At 73.7% G+C, this 21,054-nt stretch carries 22 protein-coding genes; 8 read left to right on the top strand and 14 right to left on the bottom strand.

The window, feature by feature from the left end:
• Window positions 1-227: 227 nt before the first annotated feature.
• Entirely contained in the window at window positions 228-956 is a 729-nt protein-coding gene (locus AB0F56_RS31790) for a VIT1/CCC1 transporter family protein (RefSeq protein WP_362015989.1), read from the bottom strand.
• 231 nt (window positions 957-1,187) lie between these two features.
• Between AB0F56_RS31790 and AB0F56_RS31785 the strand changes: the two genes are divergently transcribed.
• The 7 genes from AB0F56_RS31785 to AB0F56_RS31755 all read left to right on the top strand — a co-directional run bounded on the left by AB0F56_RS31785 (window position 1,188) and on the right by AB0F56_RS31755 (window position 8,977).
• On the top strand, window positions 1,188-2,198 hold the full coding sequence (locus AB0F56_RS31785) for an ADP-ribosylglycohydrolase family protein (RefSeq protein ID WP_362015988.1): 1,011 nt from the start codon (window positions 1,188-1,190) through the stop codon (window positions 2,196-2,198).
• 95 nt (window positions 2,199-2,293) lie between these two features.
• Window positions 2,294-3,499 carry an ADP-ribosylglycohydrolase family protein gene (locus tag AB0F56_RS31780; RefSeq protein WP_362015987.1) on the top strand — a complete coding sequence of 402 codons (1,206 nt, stop codon included), beginning with the start codon at window positions 2,294-2,296 and terminating at the stop codon, window positions 3,497-3,499.
• Window positions 3,474-4,628 (top strand): ADP-ribosylglycohydrolase family protein, encoded by a 1,155-nt coding sequence (locus AB0F56_RS31775; protein ID WP_362015986.1) that lies wholly within the window; start codon window positions 3,474-3,476, stop codon window positions 4,626-4,628. Before AB0F56_RS31780 ends, AB0F56_RS31775 begins: the two co-directional genes overlap by 26 nt.
• Entirely contained in the window at window positions 4,625-6,013 is a 1,389-nt protein-coding gene (locus AB0F56_RS31770; protein ID WP_362015984.1) for an ADP-ribosylglycohydrolase family protein, read from the top strand. The genes AB0F56_RS31775 and AB0F56_RS31770 overlap by 4 nt, the downstream gene beginning before the upstream one ends.
• Window positions 6,010-6,930, top strand: coding sequence for a ribokinase (rbsK, locus tag AB0F56_RS31765; protein ID WP_362015982.1), 921 nt, complete (start codon window positions 6,010-6,012; stop codon window positions 6,928-6,930). The genes AB0F56_RS31770 and rbsK overlap by 4 nt, the downstream gene beginning before the upstream one ends.
• Window positions 6,927-8,156: a CoA transferase gene (locus tag AB0F56_RS31760; protein ID WP_362015980.1), complete on the top strand. Its 1,230-nt coding sequence runs from the start codon at window positions 6,927-6,929 to the stop codon at window positions 8,154-8,156. The genes rbsK and AB0F56_RS31760 overlap by 4 nt, the downstream gene beginning before the upstream one ends.
• Entirely contained in the window at window positions 8,153-8,977 is an 825-nt protein-coding gene (locus AB0F56_RS31755) for an aldolase/citrate lyase family protein (protein WP_362015978.1), read from the top strand. The genes AB0F56_RS31760 and AB0F56_RS31755 overlap by 4 nt, the downstream gene beginning before the upstream one ends.
• A 70-nt stretch (window positions 8,978-9,047) precedes the next feature.
• Here the strand turns inward: AB0F56_RS31755 and lgt are convergent, their stop codons facing one another.
• The 11 genes from lgt to hisI all read right to left on the bottom strand — a co-directional run bounded on the left by lgt (window position 9,048) and on the right by hisI (window position 18,414).
• Window positions 9,048-10,010: a prolipoprotein diacylglyceryl transferase gene (gene lgt, locus AB0F56_RS31750; protein WP_362015976.1), complete on the bottom strand. Its 963-nt coding sequence runs from the start codon at window positions 10,008-10,010 to the stop codon at window positions 9,048-9,050.
• 142 nt (window positions 10,011-10,152) lie between these two features.
• Window positions 10,153-10,980, bottom strand: a complete 828-nt coding sequence (locus AB0F56_RS31745; RefSeq protein ID WP_362015974.1) for a thioredoxin domain-containing protein — start codon at window positions 10,978-10,980, stop codon at window positions 10,153-10,155.
• A 64-nt stretch (window positions 10,981-11,044) separates the two neighbouring features.
• Window positions 11,045-11,863, bottom strand: coding sequence for a tryptophan synthase subunit alpha (gene trpA, locus AB0F56_RS31740; protein WP_362015972.1), 819 nt, complete (start codon window positions 11,861-11,863; stop codon window positions 11,045-11,047).
• The gene (trpB, locus tag AB0F56_RS31735) at window positions 11,860-13,104 is read right to left on the bottom strand and encodes a tryptophan synthase subunit beta (RefSeq protein WP_362015970.1); all 1,245 of its coding nucleotides are present in this window, start codon (window positions 13,102-13,104) and stop codon (window positions 11,860-11,862) included. Before trpB ends, trpA begins: the two co-directional genes overlap by 4 nt.
• Window positions 13,105-13,482: 378 nt before the next feature.
• Complete coding sequence (locus AB0F56_RS31730; RefSeq protein ID WP_362016048.1) at window positions 13,483-13,671, bottom strand: tryptophan synthase subunit(beta); 189 nt, start codon at window positions 13,669-13,671, stop codon at window positions 13,483-13,485.
• A 94-nt stretch (window positions 13,672-13,765) separates the two neighbouring features.
• Window positions 13,766-14,575: an indole-3-glycerol phosphate synthase TrpC gene (gene trpC / locus AB0F56_RS31725; protein WP_362015968.1), complete on the bottom strand. Its 810-nt coding sequence runs from the start codon at window positions 14,573-14,575 to the stop codon at window positions 13,766-13,768.
• A 142-nt stretch (window positions 14,576-14,717) separates the two neighbouring features.
• Window positions 14,718-15,104, bottom strand: coding sequence for a DUF2752 domain-containing protein (locus AB0F56_RS31720; protein WP_362016046.1), 387 nt, complete (start codon window positions 15,102-15,104; stop codon window positions 14,718-14,720).
• Window positions 15,105-15,468: 364 nt separating this feature from the next.
• Window positions 15,469-15,717, bottom strand: a complete 249-nt coding sequence (locus AB0F56_RS31715; protein ID WP_362015966.1) for an HGxxPAAW family protein — start codon at window positions 15,715-15,717, stop codon at window positions 15,469-15,471.
• A 170-nt stretch (window positions 15,718-15,887) separates the two neighbouring features.
• Window positions 15,888-16,547 (bottom strand): TIGR02234 family membrane protein, encoded by a 660-nt coding sequence (locus AB0F56_RS31710; protein ID WP_362015964.1) that lies wholly within the window; start codon window positions 16,545-16,547, stop codon window positions 15,888-15,890.
• A gap of 14 nt (window positions 16,548-16,561) precedes the next feature.
• Entirely contained in the window at window positions 16,562-18,052 is a 1,491-nt protein-coding gene (locus AB0F56_RS31705; protein ID WP_362015962.1) for an anthranilate synthase component I, read from the bottom strand.
• An 11-nt stretch (window positions 18,053-18,063) separates the two neighbouring features.
• Window positions 18,064-18,414, bottom strand: a complete 351-nt coding sequence (gene hisI, locus AB0F56_RS31700; RefSeq protein ID WP_362015960.1) for a phosphoribosyl-AMP cyclohydrolase — start codon at window positions 18,412-18,414, stop codon at window positions 18,064-18,066.
• Between the two features lie 84 nt (window positions 18,415-18,498).
• Here hisI and AB0F56_RS31695 point away from each other — a divergent pair, with 84 nt between their 5' ends.
• Window positions 18,499-19,134, top strand: coding sequence for a TIGR03085 family metal-binding protein (locus AB0F56_RS31695; RefSeq protein ID WP_362015958.1), 636 nt, complete (start codon window positions 18,499-18,501; stop codon window positions 19,132-19,134).
• Here the strand turns inward: AB0F56_RS31695 and AB0F56_RS31690 are convergent.
• On the bottom strand, window positions 19,131-20,387 hold the full coding sequence (locus AB0F56_RS31690) for an MFS transporter (protein WP_362015956.1): 1,257 nt from the start codon (window positions 20,385-20,387) through the stop codon (window positions 19,131-19,133). The genes AB0F56_RS31695 and AB0F56_RS31690 overlap by 4 nt on opposite strands.
• Window positions 20,384-20,971 carry a helix-turn-helix domain-containing protein gene (locus tag AB0F56_RS31685; RefSeq protein ID WP_362015954.1) on the bottom strand — a complete coding sequence of 196 codons (588 nt, stop codon included), beginning with the start codon at window positions 20,969-20,971 and terminating at the stop codon, window positions 20,384-20,386. The genes AB0F56_RS31690 and AB0F56_RS31685 overlap by 4 nt, the downstream gene beginning before the upstream one ends.
• Between the last annotated feature and the right edge of the window lie 83 nt (window positions 20,972-21,054).

The following is a 21,054-nucleotide window of genomic DNA, read 5'->3' as shown; positions in this document are numbered from 1 at the left end:
GAGGACCCGTCGCAGAGCGAGCCTCATTGCCCGCGGCGCTTACGCCTCATGCCCGGTGGTTAAGCCTTCGAAACCGCCGGGTTACGGCTACATATGTCGCGCTGTGCATAGTGTCTCACTGGCCGGCCGATCCGCCCAGGGGATATACATCACAGCCAGCATGCACGCGAAAGGCCCTCGCCGCAGGGCGAGGGCCTTCAGCAGGCGGTGGCCGCGGGCCGCGCGGGTCAGAGCGCGGCGCCGAAGGCCATTCCGAGCCCGTACGTGACGGCCGCGGCGGCGCCGCCCAGGACGAGCTGGCGCAGCCCGCTGAACCACCAGCTGCGGGCGGTCACCCGGGCCACCAGCGCGCCGCAGGCGAAGAGCCCGAGGAGGGCGAGCAGCACGGCCGGCCACAGGGCGCTCGCACCGAGCAGGTACGGCAGCAGGGGAAGCAGCGCGCCGAGCGCGAACGACGCGAACGACGACACGGCGGCGACCGTCGGCGACGGCAGGTCGTCGGGGTCGATGCCCAGCTCCTCGCGCGCGTGGATCTCCAGGGCCTGCTCCGGGTCCCGGGAGAGCTGCATCGCGACCTCGCGGGCGAGCGCGGGCTCGACGCCGCGCGACACGTACAGCGCGGCGAGCTCCTCCATCTCGTCGACCGGGTGCTTGCGCAACTGACGACGCTCGACGTCCAGTTCCGCCTGGACGAGCTCGCGCTGCGAGGCGACGGAGGTGTATTCACCGGCCGCCATCGAGAAGGCGCCGGCGGCGAGTCCGGCAAGGCCGGTGATGACGATGGTCTGCTGCGAGACCGCGCCGCCCGCGACACCGGTCATCAGGGCGAGGTTGGAGACGAGTCCGTCCATCGCGCCGAAGACCGCGGGGCGCAGCCAGCCACCGTTCACATCGCGGTGCGTGTGGTTGTCGCGGTGGGCTTCGTGCAGTGGCGCCTGGGCTTCGATGATGGACATGCTTCTCCCCTGTTCAGTCCGGCGGGCCGGGTCGCACCCGCCGCCCCCAACACCCTCGAAAATACGCGCGATGTAAGGGGCGCGCCAGCAAGGCAGGCCGTACTTACTAAGGCTGACCTTGCTGTCCGCACCCCCTTCTGGCGGGGTGTCAGCCGGGTGACAGAGACGTTTCTTCGACGTCATCGCCGCCCCCACGTGGCACAGATCCAGGAACCGCGAAAGGGGTGCGAGATGGTGAGCGAGACGGGAACGATTGCATGCGATACGCGCGAGCGCGCGAGGGGCGCGCTCCTCGGCCTCGCGGTCGGTGACGCGCTCGGGGCGCCCGCCGAGAACATGCGCCCGTCGGAGATCCGGCGCCGATGGGGCCGGATCGAGGGCTTCGTGACGGACAGTCCGGCGGGCACGGACGACACGGAGTACGCGATCTTCTCGGGGCTGCTGCTCGCCCGGCACGGCTCGGCGCTGACGGTCCAGCATGTGGAACGGGCCTGGCACCACTGGATCGCGGACCTCGACGAAGGCCCGTTCCGGGGCGCGGGCTTCAGTGAGCGGGGCACGCTGGAGAACCTCCGCAGGGGGCTCGCGGCGCCGATCTCGGCCCAGCACCGGCACGCGTGGTCGGACGGTCTGGCGATGCGGGCGGCCCCGTTCGGGGTCTTCGCGGCGGGCCGCCCGGCGGAGGCGGCCCGCCTGGTGGCGATCGACGGCACGGTCAGCCACGACGGCGAGGGCATCTACGGCGGCCAGGCGGTCGCGGCGGGCGTGGCGGCGGCGATGGGCGGCGCGTCGGTGACGTCGGTCATCGCGGCGGCGCTCTCGGTGGTCCCGATGGACTCGTGGACGGCGCGCTCGATGCGCCGCGCGGTGGTGGCCGCGCAACGGCTGGAGCCGGACCCGCTGCTCCGCGAACGCACGGTCCGCTCGGCGGTCGTCATCGGCGGCTACCCCTGGACGGACCTGGCCCCGGAGGCGGTGGGCCTCGCCTTCGGCGCCTTCGCGGCGGCCCGCGGCGACTTCCGTACGGCGGTCCTGACCGCGGTCAACATGGGCCGCGACGCCGACACGACGGCCGCGGTGGCGGGCGCTCTGGCGGGCGCGGGCTCGGGCGTCTCGGCGATCCCGGACGAGTGGGCCACGGCCATCGGACCGGTCACAGGCAGCTGCCTCCCGTCGATGCGCGGCTACCACGTCCTGGACATCGCGGACCTGCTGACGACAGACGAGGAGGACCAGTCATGAGCTCCGCTGTGGGCAATCGTCCCGCAGGGCGGGACGGGTGGGCACAGCCCACAAGACCGGGCGCCCCGGACAGGACCGGTGCCCACGTGGGCCTCATGGCCGCGCACGGGGCCGGCGCCGCACCCGCGGTCGAGGGGCCCGCCCCGAGGCCCGCACGGCGGGAGGCCGTCGAGGGCCTGCTCCTCGGCCTCGCCGCAGGCGACGCCGCCGGCTGGCCCGCCGCCAGACACCGCGCCGCCCGCATGCCCGAGTGGACCCGCCGCCTCACCCGCGAACTCGACACCTTCGCCGAACAGAACGCCACCACCACCCTCCCCGTCCCCATCGCCCTCAACCAGCCCCCCGAGCCCCTGCGCCTCGGCCCCTCCGACGACGCCGAATGGGCGGTCTTCACCGCCGAGGCGGTCCTCGCCGCCGCCGGCCCCCTCTTCGGCACCCTCCCCCCGGAGCGCCGCCTCCGCGCCGCCGTCGACCTCGCCTGGAACTCCCTCGCGAGCCAGGTCGCCGCCGCGGCCGACCGCGCCCCCGAGGTCGAGTCCGCCGTACTGCCCCTCCGCGCACGGATCTCCGTACGCGCGGGCCTCGGCAATCTCGCCACCGGCCTCCGCCCGCCCGCCACCGGCCACGACAACCCGCACTACTTCGACGACGCCGCCTGCGTCCGCGCCGCCGTCCTCGCCCTCGTCCACCCCGGCGACCCGGCCGCCGCCGCCGAACTCGCCGAGTTCGACGCCCGGTACACCCAGGACGGCGACGGCGTCCACGGCGCCCGCGCGATGGCCGCCGCCGTCGCCGTCGCCCTGGGCGGCGCGGACGTGGACGAGGCCGTGGAGGCGGCCCTCGCCCAACTCCCGCCCGCCACCGAGATCGGCCGCAACGCCCAACAGGCCGTCAAGATGGCCCAGGACGCGACGAGCGCCTTCGAACTCGTCCCCCTCCTGGAGCACCAGATCGTCGACCACGTCTACAGCTACGGCATCGCCGCCGCCGAGACCGTACCGGTGGCCCTCGCGCTCGCCCTCGCCGCGCGCGGCGAGCCGTCCGGGGCGGTGCCGGCCGCGGCCTGCCTGTCGCGTGTCGCCGACTCCGCCCCCGCGCTCGTGGGCGCGCTCACCGGCGCGCTCGGCGGCGCCGGTTCCCTCCCCGCGACCTGGCGCGACGCCTGCCGCACGCTCGCCGGCTGCGCGCTCCCCCGCCTCGCGGGCACGGATCTGGTCGAACTCGCCGGGCTCCTCGCAGCCACGGAACTGACCACCAGGGGTAGACAATTCCGACATGACCCCCACACCACCACTCGATGACCGCATCACCGGAAGCCTCGTCGGAGCCGCCGTGGGCGACGCCCTGGGCGGCCCGGTCGAGGGCTACACCCCCGACCAGATCGTCGAACGCCACGGCGGTCGCGTCACGGGCATCGTCGGCCCCTGGAACGGCGACGACTGGCGTACGGCACGCCCCATCGCGCCGTACCACAAGGGCGACGGGCACGTCACCGACGACACCTTGATGACCCACGCGCTGATCAGGGTGTACGAGAAGGTCCGCGACCACCTCGACGCGTACGCGGTGGCGGACCACCTGGTCCCCGACCTGATCTCGGCCCCGGTCTGGATCCCCGAACTGGAGGCGGAGGCCCTCCCCCTCCAGCGGATCTTCCTCGCGGAGAAGTGGCTGGTGGCCCGCATCCACTACGGCCACGTGGACCCGCGCGAGGCGGGCAGCGGAAACATCGTCAACTGCGGTGCGGCGATGTACATGGCGCCGGTGGGCCTGGTCAACGCGGCGAACCCGGCGGGCGCGTACGCGGAGGCCCTGGACGTCGCGGCCCCCCACCAGTCCTCGTACGGCCGGGAGGCGGCGGGGGTGTTCGCGGCGGCGGTGTCGGCGGCGTGCGAACCGGGCGCGACGCCGGTCTCGGTCGTGGAGACGGCGCTCTCCCTGGCGAAGGACGGCACACGCGCGGCGATCGAGGCGGTGGCGGAAGTGGCCTCCGGACACACGGACTTCGAGTCGGCGCTGATCCCCCTGCGCAAGGCGGTGGCCCCGTTCGACACGGTGGGCGCGGAGTACCGCGCGCCGGGCCTGGGCGCGCGGCGCCCGTCGCGCCTGCACGCGATCGAGGAACTCCCCATCGCCCTCGGGATGCTGCTGGTCGGCGCGGGCGACTACCGTCACACGGTCCTGGGCGCGGTCAACTACGGCCGTGACTGCGACTCGATCGCGACGATGGCGGGCGCGATCGTGGGCGCGCTGGTGGGCGAGTCGGCCGTCCCGCCCACCTGGGCGAAGCAGGTGGCGGAGGCGAGCCGCCTGGATCTGCACGCTCCGGCGGGGGCGCTGACGGCGGTCGCGCACGAGGTCTTCGCCCGCGACACGGCCCGCCGCCGGGCCCACGAGTCGGCGTTCACGACCCTGACGAACGTCCGATGAACGTACGCCTCACCTGGGTCCAGCCGGAGGACCTCGTCGGCCACGAACTCCGCCAGGCGGCGGAGGACGGCCGCGACGCGACCACGATCGCCGCCCGCTGGCAAGCGGCGGGCGGCCCCCCACCCCCTCCCACAGCGGGCGCCTCCCCCACTCCCCGCCCAGACCTCCGCCCCCTGGCGGAAACCCTCCTGACCGAACTGGCAGCCCTCCCCCCGGCCGAGCCCAAGGCATCACAACCCCCCACCCCCGCCTCCGTGCACGCGCCCCCCGCGCGCGAAGCGCCGCGTCCCCAGGGGTACGGGGGCGGAGCCCCCACGCGGGAACCCCAGCCCCTCCGCGACCGGCTGCACGCCGCCTGGCTCGGTCGCGCCGCCGGCTGCCTGCTCGGCAAGCCCGTCGAGAAGCTCCCGCTCCCCGCCATCCGCGCACTCGCCCGCGCCGCCGGCAACTGGCCCCTCACCACCTGGTTCACCGAGCGCGGCGTCCCCCCGCACCTTCTCGCCGCCCACCCCTGGAACCGTCGCTCCGCCGCCACCTCCCTCGCGGAGAACATCGACGGGATGCCCGAGGACGACGACCTCAACTACCCCCTTCTCAACCTGCTCCTCCTCCAGCGGTACGGCCGCGGCTTCAGCACCTCCGACGTCGCCCGCCTCTGGCTCGACGAACTCCCCGCCGGCCGCACCTTCACCGCCGAGCGCATCGCCTACCGCAACCTCCTCGACGGCATCGAACCCCCGCTGACCGCCTCCCACCGCAACCCCTTCCGCGAGTGGATCGGCGCCCAGATCCGCGCCGACGTGCACGGCTGGACGCACCCCGGCGACCCCGCGGCCGCCGCCGAGCAGGCGTACCGGGACGCGGCGCTCACTCACACGGCCAACGGCCTCTACGGCGCCCAGTTCGTCGCCGCGACCATCGCCGGCGCCGCCACCGGCACCGCCGACGTCCACCAGGCCCTCGCCGCCGGGCTCTCCGTCGTCCCGCCCCGCTCCCGGCTCGCCGTCGCCGTCCGTCTCGGCATCGAAACCGCCCGCACCACCCCCGACTTCGACGCCGTCGTGGACCGGCTCCACGCCACCCTCGGCGGGTATCACTGGGTCCATGCCGTCCCCAACGCCGCCCTCCTCGCCGCCGCCCTCACCCACGGCGACGGCGACTTCTCCCGCACGATCTGCGCGGCGGTCTCCGGCGGCTGGGACACCGACTCCAACGGCGCCACCGCCGGTTCCGTCGCCGGTCTCCTCGCCGGCCACCCCGACCGGCTCCCCGAGCGCTGGACCTCCCCCCTCAAGAACCGGCTCGCCACCTCGATCCCGTCCTTCGACGGCATCGGCTTCGACACCCTCGCCGAACTGACGTATCTGGAGGCAGTACGCCCATGACCAGCATCGTGGTGCTCGGCAGCACCAACATGGACCTCGTCGCCTTCGTCTCCCGGGCCCCCGCGCGCGGAGAGACCGTCACCGGCCGGGAGTTCCGTACGATCCCCGGCGGCAAGGGCGCCAACCAGGCCGTCGCGGCCGCCCGGGCCGGCGCCGAGGTCGCGATGATCGGCGCGGTCGGCGCCGACGACTTCGGCGAACGGCTCCGCGCCGCCCTCGAAGCGTCCTCGGTCGACACCGACCTCCTGCGCACCGTCGAAGGCCCCTCCGGCACGGCCCACATCGTCGTCGACGACGAAGGCGGCAACGCGATCGTCGTCGTCCCCGGCGCCAACGGCACCGTCACCGCCCTCGACCACGGCGACGAGGCCCTGATCGCCACCGCCGACGCCCTGCTCCTCCAGCTCGAACTCCCCCTCTCCGCCGTCACCGAGGCCGCCGTCACCGCCCGCCGCCTCGGCGTCCGTACGGTCCTCACCCCCGCCCCGGCCCAGCAGCTTCCCCCCGAACTCCTCGCCGCCACCGACCTCCTGGTCCCCAACGAGCACGAGGCCGCCGCGCTCACCGGCCTCACCGACCCGCGCGCCGCCGCGACCGCCCTCCTCGCCCACGTCCCCGAGGTGGTCGTCACCCTGGGCGCCTCCGGCAGCCTGTACGCGGCCCGGGGCGGCGAACCCCTCACGGTCCCCGCCCCCCGGGTCGCCGCCGTGGACACCACCGCCGCGGGCGACACGTTCGTCGGCACGCTCGCCGTCGCCCTCGGCGAGGGCCGCCCGGTCCGCGAGGCGCTGGCCTGGGCCTCCACCGCCGCCGCGCTCTCCGTCCAGCACGCGGGCGCCTCGTCCTCGATGCCGTACCGCGCCGAGATCGACGAGGCCCACACCGTCTTCACCGGCCGGGAGGTCGACGCCGTATGACACCCAGCGAGGAACGCACGGACCGCACCGAACCCGCAGCCCGGCCTCCCCTCCACGGGCTGCGCGTCCTCGATCTCGCCACCCTCTTCGCCGGACCGCTCGCCGCGATGATGCTCGGCGACTTCGGCGCCGACGTGATCAAGATCGAGCACCCCCGCAAGCCCGACCCCTCCCGCGGCCACGGCCCGGCGAAGGACGGCGTCGGTCTGTGGTGGAAGGTCCTCGGCCGCAACAAGCGGACCGTCACCCTCGATCTCTCCACCCCCGGCGGCCGGGACACCCTCCTGCGGATGGCCGCCGACGCCGACGTGATCGTGGAGAACTTCCGCCCCGGCACCCTGGAGCGCTGGGGTCTGGGCTGGGAGGAGCTCTCCACCGTCAACCCCCGCCTGGTCCTGACCCGGGTCACCGGCTTCGGCCAGTTCGGCCCGTACTCCCACCGGCCCGGCTTCGGCACCCTGGCCGAGGCGATGAGCGGCTTCGCCGCCATCACCGGCGAACCCGACGGTCCGCCCACCCTTCCCCCCTTCGGCCTGGCCGACTCGATCGCCGCGCTGGCCACCGCGTACGCGGTGATGACCGCGCTCACGGCCAGGACGACCACCGGCCACGGCCAGGTCGTCGACATGGCCATCATCGAACCGATGCTCTCCGTCATCGGCCCCCACCCCCTCTGGTACGACCAGCTCGGCTACGTCCAGCCCCGCACCGGAAACCGCTCCCGCAACAACGCCCCCCGCAACACGTACCGCACGTCCGACGACGCCTGGGTCGCCGTCTCCACCTCGGCCCAGTCGATCGCCGAACGCGTCCTGCGCCTCGTCGGCCGCCCCGAGCTGATCGACGAGCCCTGGTTCGCCGACGGCGCCGGCCGGGCCGCCCACGCGGACGTCCTCGACGAGGCGGTCGGCTCCTGGATCGCCCGCCACACCCGGGACGAGGCGATGGCCGCCTTCGAGAAGGCCGAGGCGGCGATCGCGCCCGTCTACGACGTCCGGGACGTCCTCGCCGACCCGCAGTTCCGCGCCCTGAACACGGTCACCGAGGTCCCGGACCCCGAGCTGGGGCCCATCCGGATGCAGAACGTCCTCTTCCGGCTCTCCGACACCCCCGGAGCGATCCGCTGGGCCGGCCGCCCGCACGGCGCGGACACCGCCGAGGTCCTCGCCGAACTCGGCCTCACCCCCGCCGAGATCGGCGCCCTGCGCGGCGAAGGAGCCGTATGAGGACCACGCCCCTGCCCCTCACCTGGCTGTACGCCCCCGGGGACCGCCCCGCCGTCGTCCAGAAGGCGCTGGCCTCCGGCGCCGACGTCGTGATCGTCGACCTGGAGGACGCGGTCGCCCCCGACCGCAAGGCGTACGCGCTCGACGCCACGGCCGATCTGCTCTCCGACCCCCACTCCGTACCGATCCATGTCCGCATCCACACCCCGCGCGACATCCCCACCCTGGCCCCCCTCCCCGGCCTCCGCGGTCTCCGTGTTCCCAAGGTGACACACGCCACTGACATCCACCGGATCGCCGACGCCGTCACCGAAGCCACCGCCGGAATCCCCATCCATCTCTACCCCCTCCTGGAGGACGCCCTCGCCGTCGAGCGCGCGTACGCCATCGCCACGGCCCATCCCGCCGTCCACGGCATCGCCCTCGGCGAGGCGGACCTCCGCGCCGACCTGGGGGTACGCGACGACAGCGGCCTCGACTGGTCGCGCGGCCGCCTCGTGGTCGCCGCACGGGCGGCGGCCCTGCCTCCACCGGCCCAGTCGGTGCACCCCGACATCCGCGACCTGGACGCCCTGGCGGCGAGCTGCACCCGGGGCCGCGCCCTGGGCTTCTTCGGCCGGGCCGCGATCCACCCCCGCCAGCTCCCGGTGATCGAGCAGGCCTACCTCCCCACCCCCGACGAGGTGGCGGCCGCCGAGGAGGTCGTGAAGGCGGCCGAGGTGGAGGAGGGCGCCCTGGCCCTCCCGGACGGCCGCTTCGTCGACGCGGCGGTCGTCGACGGCGCCCGCCGCACCCTCACCCTGGCGGCCCGATTCTGCTGACAGCGGGGAAACGACAGGGCCGCCGGGACCAGAAGGTCCCGGCGGCCCTGTGAAAGGCGTTCGGCGTCCGTCAGCCCTTGGCGGGCGACTCCGCACCGCCCGCAGGTGTGTCGACCGCCTCGTCGCCGAGGTCCGCGAACAGAGCGGCACCGCTCTCGCCCTCGGCGGTCCCGTCCTCCGGGTCGGCTCCGTTCGCGGCCTTGCCACCGGCCGGCTTGTCGCGCTCCGGCTCCACGATCTCCTCGCGTCCCGGGCGGAGCCGCGACGAGATCACGATGTAGGCGACGGCCAGGGCGAAGACGACGATCGCCGTCCAGACGTTCAGCCGCAGACCGAGGACGTGGTGCGCCTCGTCTACCCGCATGTACTCGATCCACGCGCGGCCCGTGCAGTACGCGGCGACGTACAGGGCGAAGGCCCGGCCGTGTCCGAGCTTGAAGCGGCGGTCTGCCCAGATGACCAGGAGCGCGACGCCGATGCACCACAGCGACTCGTAGAGGAAGGTCGGGTGGTAGATCCCGGCCTCGCGGTTCGCGCCGGCGCTGATCTCCAGGCCCCAGGGCAGGTCGGTCGGCTTGCCGTACAGCTCCTGGTTGAACCAGTTGCCCCAGCGGCCGATGGCCTGGGCGAAGGCGATACCGGGCGCGATGGCGTCGGCGTACGCGGGGAGCGGGATGCCGCGGCGGCGGCAGCCGATCCAGGCGCCGACCGCGCCGAGGGCGATGGCGCCCCAGATACCGAGGCCGCCCTCCCAGATCTTGAAGGCGTCGACCCAGTTCTCACCCTCGCTGAAGTACAGCTGGTAATCGGTGATGACGTGGTAGAGCCGGCCGCCGACGAGGCCGAAGGGCACCGCCCAGACGGCGATGTCGGCCACGGTGCCGGCTTTGCCGCCCCGGGCGATCCAGCGCTTGTTGCCGTACCAGACGGCGACGAAGACACCGAGGATGATGCAGAAGGCGTAGGCGCGCAGCGGAACCGGTCCGAGGTGGAGGACACCGGTCGACGGGCTGGGAATGAAGGCAAGGTCCATGGCACGACCGACGCTACCTTGCCGGGTGGGCGTCACGGCAGCCCACCCGGCAACGTCTGAGTAACTAAGAGGATCGAACAAGAGGGTCGGCCGAGGGGATCGGCCCAGCGGATCGAGCCGAGCGGATCCGGCCCCGGGGAGGTCAGCCCGCCGACGGCGAGGCCGTGCCCGCCTTCTTGCCCTTGTTGGCCTCGGCGACCCACTTCTTCAGGTTCTCCGGGGAGATCTGCTCGCTCCCCTTCTGCGGGAAGATCGATTCTCCGTTCAGGAGCACCGAGGGCGTGCCCTGGAAGTTGCCCTTCTCGAAGGCCTCGTTCGACTTCCCGACCCAGCTGTCGTGCGTGCCGTCCTCGACACAGCTGCGGAAGTCCGGCGTGTCGAGGCCGGGCACCTTCGCCGCGAGCTCGATCAGCTTGGCGTTGTCCCCGAAGGTGTCGTCGGTCTCCGGCGGCTGGTTGATGTACAGCGTGTCGTGGTACGCCGTGAACTTCCCGGCGTCCTGGGCGCACGCGGCCGCGTTCGCCGCGCGCAGCGAACCGTTGCCGCCCATGTTCCGGTCGATGAGGGTGGCGAGGTGGTACTCCGTCTTGAGCGCGCCGGAGGCCTCCAGCTCGTGGATGGTGTCCCGGAACGCGTTCTCGAAGGAGGCGCACGCCGGGCAGCGGAAGTCCTCCCAGATCGCGAGCGTCGACGGGGCGTCCGACTTCCCCGTGGGGATCGCGGGCCCGTCCCCTTCGACCGCGCCGGTCGGGGCGACGACCGGGCCCGCCTTGTCCGAGCCGCCGTCCTTGCCGCCGGTGTTGGCGGCGATCACGCCGACGACCGCGGCCAGGCCGAGGACGCCGACGACCGCGGCCGACACGATCAGGACGCGCCGCTGCTTGTCGCGGGCCTTGTCGCGCTCGCGCTGCTGCTGGAGCCGCTCCCGCGCACTCCGATTACCGTTACCGTCACTGTTCTTCTTGCTCACGTCCGGAGCAACGAACCGGGGAGGCGCGGACGCGCCTCCCCGGTCACAGATCCACCCGATCGGGCTACGAAACTCGACGGACGCCCTCGGCGAGTTCGCCCGCCAGTTCCCTTACGGCGGCGAGTCCGGCGGCCTCGTCGTCGGCGTCGAGCATCCGCTTGACGAACGCGGAGCCGACGATGACGCCGTCGGCGAAGGCGGCGACCTCCTTGGCCTGTCCGGCATTGGAGACGCCGAGGCCGACGCAGACCGGCAGATCGGACGTGGCGCGGGTACGGCGGACGAGGTCGGCCGCCTCGGCGCCGACGGACTCGCGGGTGCCGGTGACGCCCATGAGCGAGGCGGCGTAGACGAAGCCGGAGCCGGCGGCCGTGATGGTGGCGAGCCGCTCGTCCTTGCTGCTGGGGGCGACGACGAAGACGGTCGCGAGACCGTGCTTCTCGGCGTGCTCACGCCACAGGCCGGACTCCTGGACGGGCAGGTCCGGCAGGATGCAGCCGGCACCGCCGGCCGCGGCCAGCTCCTCGGTGAACCGCTCGACGCCGTAGCGGTCGATGGGGTTCCAGTACGTCATGACCAGGACGGGCTTCCCGGTGGCAGCGAAGGCCTCCCGCACCGTCCGCATGACGTCGGCGATCCGGACGCCGCCGCGCAGGGCGATGTCGTCGGCGGTCTGGATGACGGGGCCGTCGAGGACCGGGTCGCTGTGCGGGAGCCCGACCTCGACGATGTCGGCGCCGCCGTCGAAGACGGCCTTGACCGCCTCGATGCCGCCGTCGACGGTCGGGAAGCCGGCCGGGAGGTAGGCGATGAGCGCGGCGCGGTTCTCGGACTTGGCCTTCGCCAGGGTGTCGCTGAGCAGCTGGATGTTCCCGGTCGTCACTTCGTGTCCCCCTCGGTCCCGTCGTACAGCCCGAAGTAGCGGGCCGCCGTGTCCATGTCCTTGTCGCCGCGCCCGGAGAGGTTGACCAGGAGCAGACCCTCGGGGCCGAGCTCCTTGCCGATCTCCAGGGCCCCGGCGAGCGCGTGCGCGGACTCGATGGCCGGGATGATGCCCTCGGTACGGGAGAGCAGCCTCAGGGCCTGCATGGCCGCGTCGTCGGTGACGGCGCGGTACTCGCCGCGTCCGGTGTCCTTGAGGTACGCGTGCTCCGGGCCGATGCCCGGGTAGTCAAGACCGGCCGAGATCGAGTACGGCTCGGTGATCTGGCCCTCGTCGTCCTGGAGGACGTACGACCGCGAGCCGTGCAGGATGCCGGGCTCGCCGGCGGTGAGGGTCGCCGCGTGCTCGCCGGTCTCGACGCCGTGGCCGGCCGGCTCGCAGCCGACGAGGCGGACGTCGCTGTCCGGGATGAAGGCGTGGAAGAGCCCGATGGCGTTGGATCCGCCGCCGACGCAGGCGACGGCCGCGTCGGGGAGGCGGCCCGCGCGCTCCAGGATCTGGCGGCGGGCCTCGACGCCGATGACGCGGTGGAAGTCGCGGACCATGGCGGGGAACGGGTGCGGTCCGGCGACGGTCCCGAAGAGGTAGTGCGTGCGGTCGACGTTGGCGACCCAGTCGCGGAACGCCTCGTTGATGGCGTCCTTGAGGGTGCGGCTGCCGGACTTCACCGGGATGACCTCGGCGCCGAGGATGCGCATCCGGGCGACGTTCAGCGCCTGGCGCTGGGTGTCGATCTCGCCCATGTAGATGGTGCATTCGAGCCCGAAGAGGGCGCACGCGGTGGCGGTGGCGACCCCGTGCTGGCCGGCGCCGGTCTCGGCGATGACCCGGGTCTTGCCCATGCGCTTGGTGAGCAGGGCCTGCCCGAGCACGTTGTTGATCTTGTGCGAGCCGGTGTGGTTGAGGTCCTCGCGCTTGAGGAAGACCCGGGCACCGCCCGCGTGTTCGGCGAACCGGGGGACCTCGGTGAGGGCGCTCGGGCGGCCGGTGTAGTTGACCATCAGGTCGTTGAGCTCGCGCGCGAACTCGGGGTCGGCCTTGGCCTTGTCGTACTCGACGGCGACCTCGTCCACGGCGGCGACGAGGGCCTCCGGGATGAACTTGCCGCCGTAGGCGCCGAAGTAGCCCTCGGCGCTCGGAACCTGACCGTCGAGGTCGGGAAGGAAGAACTCGCTGGACATGCGACTGCTCCTCGCGGGGCGAACGCCCCGATGACGTGCTGGGTGATGGTCACGTTATGCGCGCGACGAGCTCACGTACGGCAACGCCGTGTGCCGTGACGGCAACGCCATGGCCGTCCCGGCCGCCACCGCCCCCCGTTGTGGCCAGTCGCTCCGCTTGGGGGTCCCCCTGAACGAAGTCCTTGGGGGAGGAACGGGTTGGCACAACGGAACGGCGCCCTTGCCGGGCCCAGGCTCCCGGTCCCTACAGTGCCCACAGGTGCGGGCGCCGCGTGGTGCGGGGGGGGCAGGGAGCGGACGCGCCCGCAAGGGCGCCGTCCCGTGTGCCCACCCGTCCCGCCCTGCGGGACGATTGCCCACACGGGGGGGTGGGTTGCTCTAGGTGAAGTCGCGCACGAGGCGCTCGCGCCATCGCATGCCGTTGACCTGGCCCGGCTCGCTGCCGATCACGTACCGCACACGACGCCCGTGGACCCGCCGCGCCGGCGCGCGGCAGCCGCGCGGGCGGCAGCCTCGGGCGAGCGGGGCGTGGGCGGGCGCGGCGGCGGTACGGAGCCGGGTGCGCATCGCGCGCGTCGTCACCGCGGCCGCGCCGAACCCGCCCGGGGCGGCGAGGCCCCGGGTGAGCGGCGACGTGACGCGGTACGAGGTCATGGCGGGGTCAGCCCCGCCCGTGGCGCAGGGCCGGGTGGGCGCCGGCGGCGACGAGGTCGGCGACGGCGGACTTCGGGTCGCGGCCGGTCACGAGGGACTCGCCGACCAGGACCGCGTCGGCGCCGGCGTTGGCGTACGCGATGAGGTCGTGCGGCCCGCGGACGCCGGACTCGGCGATCTTGACGATGCCGGCCGGGATCTCCGGGGCGACCCGCTCGAAGGTGGAGCGGTCGACCTTGAGGGTCTTGAGGTTCCGCGCGTTGACGCCGATGATCCGGGCGCCCGCGTCGACGGCGCGCTCGACCTCGTCCTCGTCGTGGACCTCGACCAGCGGCGTGAGGCCGATGGACTCGGCGCGCTCGATGAGGGAGACGAGGGCCTCCTGCTCGAGGGCGGCGACGATCAGGAGCGCGAGGTCGGCGCCGTAGGCCCGGGCCTCCCACAGCTGGTACGCCGTGACGATGAAGTCCTTGCGCAGCACCGGGATGTCGACCCGGGCGCGGACGGCCTCCAGGTCGGCGAGCGAACCGCCGAAGCGGCGCTCCTCGGTGAGCACGGAGATGACGGCGGCGCCGCCCGCCTCGTAGTCGGCGGCGAGACCGGCCGGGTCGGCGATCGCGGCGAGTGCGCCCTTGGACGGGCTGGAGCGCTTGACCTCGCAGATCACGGTGACGCCCTCGCCGCGCAGTGCGGCGACGCCGTCCTTGGCCTGCGGCGCCTTGGCGGCGCGCTCCTTGAGCTCGTCGAGGGAGACCCGCGCCTGCCGCTCTGCGAGGTCGGCGCGTACGCCTTCGATGATCTCGTCGAGCACACTCACGCGAGAGGCCCCCTTCCGGGACGGTGATGGTGACGGTCGTGTGGATGAACCAGGTTCAGCCACGTCGATGGTATCCGCCCGAGGGCCCGGGACCCGCATCCGGCCGACGTGCGTCCCATCTGCTGGGACTTCCCCGGGGAGGTCATGGGGCGAGCGCGGAGCCGAAGGGGAGGTTCCGTACGACGCTGAAGAGGGCGAGAACGGCGCCGATCCCCCAGGCCCGGGCGGGGCTGATCGCGACCCTCATGGGCACGGCGCGTACGGCGCGAATCAGCCACACGGCCATGAGGACGGCGAAGAGGCCGTAGCCGACGACGGCGAGGGCGTTGGCGCCGAAGGCGGCGGTGAGGTCGCCGTGGATGAAGGCGTGGGCGCTGCGGAGGCCGCCGCAGCCGGGGCAGTACAGGCCGGTGAAGCGGAGGAGCGGGCAGACGGGATAGTGCCCGGGTTCGTTGGGGTCGACGGCCCCGACGTACGCGAACGCGGCGGCGACACCGGCGAGCGTCCCGAGCGGCGCGAGCAACCGCACCCCGAGCGCCCGAGGCGCCCGCCGGGGCGCCTGAGGCGCGAACGGGCCCCCAGGAGCGCCCACGGGCGCGTACGGGCCGTCCGCGCGCACGGGAGCCCCGGACGGCACCGGAGCCGGCCCCAGGCGCTCCGAGGCCTGCCCGGGCGGCACCGGAGGCGGACCGGGCGGCACCGCGTCCGGGCCCGGACGCGCCGAAGCCTCACACGGCGGCACCGAAGCCCCGCCAGGCTGGTCCGTGGCGGGGTCGTCGTGCTTCGCGGGCGTCGGCTTCGGGTTCACGCGGTGATTGTCGCGCCTGACGCGCGAAGGCGCAGCCCGGCCCCGCCGGACTGCGCCTTCGCGCGTGTCGTGTGTGCCGCTGCCGTCAGGCGCGTGCCTTCAGCGTCGCCGCCTCGCGGGCCGCGACGACCGCCGCCGACTCCTTGGGCATGCCCATGCCCGCCACCTTCATCGCCAGGCCGACCACACCGCCGAGGACGACGACGGCCATGCCGGCCCAGAAGCCGGCCGTGTTGGCGGCCACCATGAAGACTCCGGCGATGCAGAAGCCGATGAAGGAGATGATGACACCGGTCCAGGCGGCCGGGGTGTGTCCGTGGGCGCTGCCCGCCATGAGTTGCTCCTCGTTGCTGTTGCTCGGTGGTGGCTCGAAGGTGAGGTCTCGCGTGCGCGGACACTCGTGGTTCATTGTCCCGCACACAGGGGCGCGAGGATGAATCGGGGTGGCCCGACGATCACGCGTCGTGTCCGCCGCGGGCACCCGAGGCGCGTGCGACCCCGGGGTCAGTCCTCGCGGGTCGGGTCCTCGCCGCGGTCCAGGGCCTTCCACAGGTCCTCGGGCCGGTCCGCCGCCGTGCGGGGCGTGGGGCGCCCGGCTCGCGGGGCGCCCGCACGCTCGTAGCGGCCGCCCATCGCCGGCCAGCTCGTGCCGAAGCGCAGCGCGAGCAGCCCCGCGACGAGGATCAGCAGCGCGCCGCCGGCCGTGATGTACGGCCAGGCGGAGTGGGTGAGGTGGGCGACGGTCGCCGAGGTGTCGCCGGAGATCCGGGCGGCCTCCGCGTCAAGCGCGCCGCTGTCGGACGCGCCGAGGAACGCGGCCGCCGCCGCGCCCGCGCCGCTGAGCGCGAGCAGGCCGGCGACCAGGGTGCGTCCGGTGCGGCGGACGGCGAAGACGGCGACGAGCGCGGCGAGGCCGACGATCGCGAGCGCCGTCGGTACGCCCGTGACGGCGCCGCCGTCGGCCTCGACGGGCACCGTGCCGCCGCCGACCGACGCCGTGCCCTGGGCCCAGATCTGGCCCGAGGACAGCAGGACGACGGTGGCGCCGAGGGCGCCGAGGAGGAGAGCCGCGGCGAGGCTGCGGCGGCCGCCGGGCGCGGCGGCGCCGCCGCCCGCGCGAGCGGCTCGGGGCTGGGGTACGGGAACAGCACTCACGTACCCCACTATCCCTTACGCCGTCATGACGCGTTCATCCGGTTGGCGGTGTGTACGGCACGGAGCACCGCCGCGGCCTTGTTCCGGCACTCGTTGTCCTCGGCGACCGGGTCGGAGTCGGCGACGACACCCGCTCCGGCCTGCACGTACGCGGTGCCGTCGCGCAGCAGGGCGGTACGGATGGCGATGGCGGTGTCGGAGTCGCCGGCGAAGTCGAGGTAGCCGACGCACCCGCCGTACAGTCCGCGCCGGGACGGCTCCAGCTCCTCGATGATCTGCATCGCGCGCGGCTTCGGGGCGCCGGAGAGCGTGCCGGCGGGGAAGCAGGCGGTGAGGACGTCGAAGGCGGTGCGGCCCTCGGCGACCCGTCCGGTGACGGTCGAGACGATGTGCATGACGTGCGAGTACCGCTCGATCGACATGAAGTCGACGACCTCCACCGAGCCGGGCTCGCAGACCCGGCCGAGGTCGTTGCGGCCGAGGTCGACGAGCATCAGGTGCTCGGCGCGCTCCTTGGGGTCGGCGAGCAGCTCCTCGGCGAGGTCGTGGTCCTCCTGCGGGGTGGCGCCGCGGTGCCGGGTGCCGGCGATGGGGTGGACCATCGCCTGCCCGTCCTCGACCTTGACCAGGGCCTCGGGGCTGGATCCGACGACGTCGAAGCCGTTCTCGAAGCGGAAGAGGTACATGTACGGGGACGGGTTGGTGGCCCGCAGCACCCGGTAGACGTCGAGCGCGGAGGCGTGGCAGGGGGTCTCGAACCGCTGCGAGGGCACCACCTGGAAGGCCTCGCCCGCCCGGATCCGCTCCTTGATGTCCTCGACGGCGTCCTGGTAGGCCGGGCCGCCCCAGAGCGCGGAGAACTCGGGCAGTTCGGAGGGCGGGAGGGCGACGGGGACGGAGGCGACGGGGCGGGCCAGGTCGGCCTCCATCGCGTCGAGCCGGGTGACGGCGTCGGCGTAGGCCTCGTCGACGCCGGTCTCCAGGTCGTTGTGGTTGATCGCGTTGGCGATCAGCAGGACCGAGCCGTCCCAGTGGTCCAGGACGGCGAGGTCGCTGGTGAGGAGCATGGTCAGCTCGGGCAGCTCCAGGTCGTCGCGGGTGGAGTCCCCGATGCGCTCCAGGCGGCGGACGATGTCGTAGCCGAGGTAGCCGACCATGCCGCCGGTGAACGGCGGCATGCCCGAGGCCAGGTCGCGCGGGGTGTGGAGGGTCTCGACGGTGGCGCGGAGGGCGGCCAGCGGGTCGCCGTCGGTGGGGACGCCGACGGGCGGGGTGCCGAGCCAGTGGGCCTGCCCGTCGCGGACGGTGAGGGTGGCGTCGCTGCGGACGCCGATGAAGGAGTAGCGCGACCAGGAGCGGCCGTTCTCGGCGGATTCGAGGAGGAAGGTGCCGGGGCGCTCGGCGGCGAGCTTGCGGTAGAGCGCGACCGGGGTGTCGCCGTCCGCGAGGAGCCGGCGGCTGACGGGAATCACACGGCGGTCGGCCGCCAGCTTGCGGAAGGTCTCGAGATCCATGGCGCCAGACCCTACTTGCCCAGGGGCAGGACGTCGGCGTCGAAGCAGGTCCGCGCGCCGGTGTGGCAGGCGGCCCCCACCTGGTCGACCTTGACGAGCACGGTGTCGGCGTCGCAGTCGAGGGCGACGGACTTGACGTGCTGGACGTGGCCGGAGGTGTCGCCCTTGACCCAGTACTCCTGGCGGCTGCGGGACCAGTAGGTGCAGCGGCCGGTGGTGAGGGTGCGGTGGAGGGCCTCGTCGTCCATCCAGCCGAGCATCAGCACCTCGCCGGTGTCGTACTGCTGGGCGATGGCCGGGAGGAGTCCGTCCGGGCTGCGCTTGAGGCGGGCGGCGATGGCCGGGTCGAGATTGCTGCTCATGGGGCCATTGTGCCGTGGGCCCGGGGTATGCCCAGGTGGGCGTCCACTGGGCGGACCGCGGTCCGCGGTCGTACGCTGGCGGGCATGTCGACCCATGCCAAGCGTGAACGCCTTCTGCTCGCCGACCTGTTGGAGGCGGCCGGGCCCGATGCTCCGACGCTCTGCGAGGGCTGGCGGACCCGGGATCTCGCGGCCCATGTGGTGGTGCGCGAGCGCCGCCCGGACGCGGCCGCGGGAACGGTCGTGCCGGCGCTGAAGACGCGGCTCGACCGGGTGCAGGCGGAGTTCGCGGAGAAACCGTACGAGGAGCTGATCCAGCTCATCCGTACGGGGCCGCCGCGGATGTCGCCGTTCACCATCAAGCAGGTGGACGAGGGGGCGAACGTCGTCGAGTTCTACGTCCACACGGAGGACGTACGGCGCGCCCAGCCCGACTGGTCGCCGCGCGAGCTGGACCCGGTCTTCTCGGACGCGCTCTGGTCCCGCCTGGAGAAGGGCGCCCGTCTCCTCGGCCGCCGGGCCCCGGTGGGCCTGGTGCTCCGCCGCCCGAACGGTCAGACGGCGGTCGCGCACAAGGGCACCCCGGTGGTGACGGTCTCCGGCGAACCGGGCGAGCTGACCATGTTCGTCTTCGGCCGCCAGGACGTGGCGAAGGTGGAGCTGGACGGCGACCAGGACGCGATCGAGCGCTTGCACGACACCAAGCAGCTGGGGATCTAGGCGGTACCCGGGCGCTTGCCGCCCGGGAGCTCCGCCCGGCGCAGGGCGGTGACGGACAGGCCGTACACCCCGCCCAGCGCGCAGATCGCCGCGCTCGCCACGAACACCGGGCCGAGGCCCCACAGGCCGACCGCCGCGCCCGTGAGGGGGTAGCTCAGCGGGGCGAGGCCCAGGCTGACGAAGCTGGTCACCGCCGTCACCCGACCGAGGTACGCGGGGTCGCACTCGGTCTGGGTGAGCGCGCCGCACAGGGCGCCGCTGAGCCCCGCGAGCAGGCCCACGGAGAGCGCGAGGGCCACGGCGAACGGCAGCTCGGGCACGTACGCGAGGGCGCCCAGGGAGGCCGCGCCAAGGGTGATCGTCCAGCCCAGGACCGCCCCGGCGCGGGGTATTCGGCCCCGCACGGTCAGCAGCAGGGACGCGGCGCCCGCTCCCGTACCGAATCCGGCGAGGACCCAGCCGATGCCGGAGGCGCCCCAGCCGCGCGCGTCGGCGAGGAGGGCGAGGCCGACGTTGAGGGGGCCGACGAAGCCGAGGTCGCTGAGCGCGACGACGATCATCAGCGGGCCGAGGACGCGGTGCCGGCGGAGGTAGCGCAGGCCGTCCGTGAGGTCGCGCAGGGCCGTGCCGTCACGGGACGGCCCGCCGCCCGGCAGCGGGGCGATCCGCAGCGCGAGGAGCAGCGGCAGGGAGGCCGCGAAGAGGAGCCCGGCGACTCCGAACGCGGCGGCCGGCCCGCCGAGGGCGACGGCGAAGCCGCCGAGCGGGGCGCCGAGGACGAGCGCGCTCCGCTGGGCGAGGCCGCGCATGCCCTGGACCCTGGCGAGCTGGTCGCGGGCGGCGATCCGGGGCGGAAGGGCGCCGACGGCCGGCAGGAAGAGGGCGTCGACGGTGCCGAAGACGAGGGCGACGGTGGCGAGCACCCAGAGGGTCGGGCTGCTCAGCAGGAGCAGTCCCGCCACGCCCAGGACGACGAGGCAGCGGACGGCGTCGGAGACGATGACGACGCGGCGCGGTCCGAAGCGGTCGGCGATCACTCCCCCGCCGAGCATGAGCAGGGCGCGCGGGACGGCGCTGACGGCCATGACGAGCCCGGCCTGGGCGGGCGTGCCGCTGCGGACGGCGGTCCAGGAGAGGGCGAGGTAGTAGACGCTGTCGCCGAGGGTGGAGGCGGAGTACCCGCCGAGCCAGCGCAGGACGTTGCCGTCGCGGTGGGCGGGGACGGCGGCGGGCGGGGTCGCGGTGGCTGTCATGAGCGGTAGGGGAAGCCGTGGAGGTGGACGGCCACGTTCTCGCGGCCCTCGGTGTCGCCGGCCGCCTCGGCGGCCCGGGCGCGCTGGTCGTGCTTCCTGAGGACCGCCTCCAGCTCCTGGCCGAGGTCGGTGAGTTCGGCGGCGGTCATGCGGGGCAGCCACTCGGCGCTGACGGAGGCCGAGCGCCACTCGGCCGACCAGGTGAGCCGCTCGTCGAGGAAGCGCTCCAGGAGCGAGGCGCGCTGGTCGTTGATCGCGCGGCCGAGGGCGTCGCTCGCGGCGATCAGCTCGGGGGCGCCGCGCATGTCCTCGTCGTGGATGCTCAGCCCGTACGAGCTGGGCCGCCACCAGCGCTCGCGGCCGTCCGCCGACTGGGTCTCCGCCTCCTCGATGAGCCCGTGGTCGGCGAGCTTGCGCAGGTGGTAGCTGACGAGCGAGACGGCCTCGTCGACCTGGTCGGCGAGCTGGGAGGCGGTGGCCGTACGGGCCACGAACAGGGCTCGGTAGAGCCTCATGCGCAGCGGGTGCGAGAGGGCCTTGAGGGTGCCGAGGTCCGTGATCCGGCGACTGTCGGGCGAGGTCATGAAGCAACCGTAGATGCGAGAGAAAACTTGCGCAAGAGAAATTGCGCAACCAATCTTGCGCAACTGATCCTGTGTATCTGGTC

Origin of the sequence: Streptomyces sp. NPDC026092, from assembly GCF_040638605.1 — a bacterium.
Lineage (GTDB): Bacteria > Actinomycetota > Actinomycetes > Streptomycetales > Streptomycetaceae > Streptomyces.
The sequence above is the reverse complement of the archived record's forward strand: the minus strand, read 5'-3'. Positions and strand labels throughout refer to the sequence as shown.

Bases quoted from the DNA above. Each gene is read 5' to 3' on its own strand.
- AB0F56_RS31790 (WP_362015989.1), bottom strand. From the start codon at position 956: ATGTCCATCATCGAAGCCCAGGCGCCACTGCACGAAGCCCACCGCGAC.
- AB0F56_RS31785 (WP_362015988.1), top strand. From the start codon at position 1,188: ATGGTGAGCGAGACGGGAACGATTGCATGCGATACGCGCGAGCGCGCG.
- AB0F56_RS31780 (WP_362015987.1), top strand. From the start codon at position 2,294: ATGGCCGCGCACGGGGCCGGCGCCGCACCCGCGGTCGAGGGGCCCGCC.
- AB0F56_RS31775 (WP_362015986.1), top strand. From the start codon at position 3,474: ATGACCCCCACACCACCACTCGATGACCGCATCACCGGAAGCCTCGTC.
- AB0F56_RS31770 (WP_362015984.1), top strand. From the start codon at position 4,625: ATGAACGTACGCCTCACCTGGGTCCAGCCGGAGGACCTCGTCGGCCAC.
- rbsK (WP_362015982.1), top strand. From the start codon at position 6,010: ATGACCAGCATCGTGGTGCTCGGCAGCACCAACATGGACCTCGTCGCC.
- AB0F56_RS31760 (WP_362015980.1), top strand. From the start codon at position 6,927: ATGACACCCAGCGAGGAACGCACGGACCGCACCGAACCCGCAGCCCGG.
- AB0F56_RS31755 (WP_362015978.1), top strand. From the start codon at position 8,153: ATGAGGACCACGCCCCTGCCCCTCACCTGGCTGTACGCCCCCGGGGAC.
- lgt (WP_362015976.1), bottom strand. From the start codon at position 10,010: ATGGACCTTGCCTTCATTCCCAGCCCGTCGACCGGTGTCCTCCACCTC.
- trpB (WP_362015970.1), bottom strand. From the start codon at position 13,104: ATGTCCAGCGAGTTCTTCCTTCCCGACCTCGACGGTCAGGTTCCGAGC.
- AB0F56_RS31730 (WP_362016048.1), bottom strand. From the start codon at position 13,671: ATGCGCACCCGGCTCCGTACCGCCGCCGCGCCCGCCCACGCCCCGCTC.
- AB0F56_RS31715 (WP_362015966.1), bottom strand. From the start codon at position 15,717: ATGGCGGGCAGCGCCCACGGACACACCCCGGCCGCCTGGACCGGTGTC.
- AB0F56_RS31705 (WP_362015962.1), bottom strand. From the start codon at position 18,052: ATGGATCTCGAGACCTTCCGCAAGCTGGCGGCCGACCGCCGTGTGATT.
- hisI (WP_362015960.1), bottom strand. From the start codon at position 18,414: ATGAGCAGCAATCTCGACCCGGCCATCGCCGCCCGCCTCAAGCGCAGC.
- AB0F56_RS31695 (WP_362015958.1), top strand. From the start codon at position 18,499: ATGTCGACCCATGCCAAGCGTGAACGCCTTCTGCTCGCCGACCTGTTG.
- AB0F56_RS31690 (WP_362015956.1), bottom strand. From the start codon at position 20,387: ATGACAGCCACCGCGACCCCGCCCGCCGCCGTCCCCGCCCACCGCGAC.
- AB0F56_RS31685 (WP_362015954.1), bottom strand. From the start codon at position 20,971: ATGACCTCGCCCGACAGTCGCCGGATCACGGACCTCGGCACCCTCAAG.